Annotated in this window: 2 protein-coding genes; both read right to left on the bottom strand. The window is 27.5% G+C overall.

Translation table 11 applies throughout. From position 1 onward, the window contains the following. Positions 1–441 precede the first annotated feature (441 nt). Positions 442–1,377, bottom strand: coding sequence for a GNAT family protein (locus CLOBL_RS26950; protein ID WP_077861805.1), 936 nt, complete (start codon positions 1,375–1,377; stop codon positions 442–444). A gap of 423 nt (positions 1,378–1,800) precedes the next feature. Beyond that, complete coding sequence (locus CLOBL_RS26945) at positions 1,801–2,562, bottom strand: tRNA threonylcarbamoyladenosine dehydratase (protein WP_077861804.1); 762 nt, start codon at positions 2,560–2,562, stop codon at positions 1,801–1,803. Positions 2,563–2,877: the final 315 nt, after the last annotated feature.

Raw genomic sequence — 2,877 nt, 5'->3', positions numbered from 1 at the left:
TCTTTCACAACTTTCGTTGTAACTTTATGTTTTTTCTTGTCACCCTCAAGCGACTCACTCAGTATATCACTTGCTTTAGGCCTTGTCAACAACTTTTTTAAAATCTTTTAAATTGCTTATTTTCTAAGTCCTTTATCAATTTCTTTCAAGTTGTTACCGCTCTCAGCGACGTGTTTTATCTTAACACATATACTTATCTAAGTTATTGGTCAATCTACCACAATATTGATTTAATGTCATAGTTCTATCTAATTCTTTATTTTTCTTTCTAATTCTACTATTGATACACCCCGCAGCGTTAATCCATTAATATCACTTAATCCTAATTGTCTAAGTTCATATTATTACATTGTGCCAACTTTTCTTTTTTCTATACTAACTAATATTAGCCAGATTCTATATAAATAAGTTCTTAAAACTTATTTATATTATTTTTAGCTTTTATAAAATATATTCTTTTAATATATAGTAGGTTGCATGATCTTCCCACTTTCCATTAATGAGAAGATATTTTTCATTTATTCCAATTAACTTAAAACCACACTTTTCTAATACTTTTCTTGATTTTATATTGTTTATCAATGCCGATGCTTCTACTCTATGAAGTTCGCACTCATGAAAGGCATATCTTACTAAAAGTTTCACACTCTCTGTCATATATCCCTTTCCTTGCTCATCCTCATCAATAGAATAACCTACGTTTCCATTTTTATAAGATCCATGTATAATTCCTGATAGCTTTATTTTTCCTATTATCTTTTCATCTTTGAAGATTCCTAAATCTATTGCTGTTCCATTTAGAAATTCTTTATAACTTTTATTCAATAATTTTTTTTGAGTTTCTATTGTATAAAAATTCTCATCCCTTGCTGGTTCAAATGGTGCTAAGTGATTTTTATTCTTCTTATAATACTCCACTATTTCTTTTGCATCTCCAGATGTTAAGTTTCTGAGAGTTATATTGTGTCCTTTCAATTCTACCAAAGGATATTTATTCATTTGACTATACTCCATACGAGTTATTCCAAATGATAATTCATCAAAATACTCTCCTTTATAGTATTCATTTTGGCTAAATACCCCCTCTAGGGTGAATCCTAAATCTAAAAATGCGTTAATATCTATTTTTTCTGGTACCTTAATATTAACTTTGAATATATTTGAATCTTTAAACGTAGCTTTTAAAATAAGAATAAGTGTAGTATTTAGTAGTTCATAATTATATTCCCTATAGAACCTAAGATTTATATCACATGTTCTACTATTTTCATTCATCTCAAATATATTAAGTCGCCCAATTATAATATCATTTTTATCTTTTATTAAATATTCTGTTTTACTTTGTATTTGTATTTTTACATTTGCATCTGATTCCATATAATTCTCCCCTACTTTATATAAATATCTTATAAATCCCAATCAAAAAATAATGTGCTAATTATACTTGCCTATTGAAGTAAACCATACTGCATCACCAATCTTTTTCAATAGACTTGTGCTATTCACTCGAACAATTTACTTGTATAGTGCAAAATATACGTCACATTTTTTCGTCTAATTTTCTTTCATGTGTCTAATTTATAAGTTTCAATTTCTTCATACGTTGATTTTATAAGTTTCCTATATAATATTCATTCAACATTATATATTTATTTCCTCTTAGTAATTTTCTTAAACTCTTCTTCATTTTTATCCACATTTTTTATATTGAGTTATACACAAAATCCACAATACGTTGTCTATAATTTCTACTTATATTCAACATATTGTGGATTATTTTTATATCTTCTAAAGATTCTACTAATTTACTCCTATTATATCCTTTATAACTTCTCCACCAATTATCATACCCGCAACTGGAGGAACAAATGATATACTTCCTGGTATTTGTCTCTTTATTGCACATTTTTTAGTTCCACCTGTGCAGACACATCCAGTCTTACATGTAACAACATCATCATAGTTTGGTTTTATAGGAACTTCTTCAGAATATACAACCTTTAGCTTTTCTATTCCTCGTTTACGTAATTCAGACCTCATAACTTTAGCTAATGGACATATCTTTGTCTTAAATATATCTGTAACTTTAAATTGAGTAGGATCTAATTTATTTCCTGTCCCCATAGAACTCATTATCCTTATATTTTTCCTATAACAATATTCTACTAATCCAAGCTTAGCTGATACTGTATCTATTGCGTCAACAACATAATCTATATCATCAGGAATTATTTCTGCTATATTGTCTTGAGTGACAAAAACCTGATGAGTTATAACATTGCAGTCTTTGTTTATAGATAATATTCTTTCCTTCATAACATCAACTTTAGGCTGACTTATAGTTTTATATGTAGCATGTACCTGTCTATTTAAATTTGTTAAACATACAGTATCATCATCAACTATAATTAACTCTCCAACTCCAGCTCTTACAAGCGCCTCAATAGTATAGCTTCCTACTCCGCCTACACCAAAAACAATTACTTTACTATTTCTTAATTTATCTAATCCATCTTTACCTATTAATAATTCTGTTCTTGATAAAGAATGTTGTGCTGCCATATATTTTCTCTCCTTATTAAATAGTTATTTTTGTATAATAAAATCCTGTTATCCTATATTTTTAATCGTCAATAGCTATTATATCATAAAAATAAGTTAAACTTAGATATATAATTTTAGCATTTTCTCTGTTAAATTTGTCAACTTATGCTTATAATATAATTTAGTATTATGTATATTTAACCAGTTTTATTTATCTGGTTGTATAGATATCCAAATTATAATCTTTACGTATGTATAGAATAATTACCTATTTAAGCTAAACTTTTGTGTGTATCTATACTAGAAATCATATACATTTTGTGAAGCAGGCAT

This window comes from Clostridium sp. BL-8 (assembly GCF_002006495.1).
GTDB lineage: Bacteria > Bacillota > Clostridia > Clostridiales > Clostridiaceae > Clostridium.
Note: the sequence above shows the minus strand (reverse complement) of the source record. Positions and strands in the feature narration are given on the sequence as shown.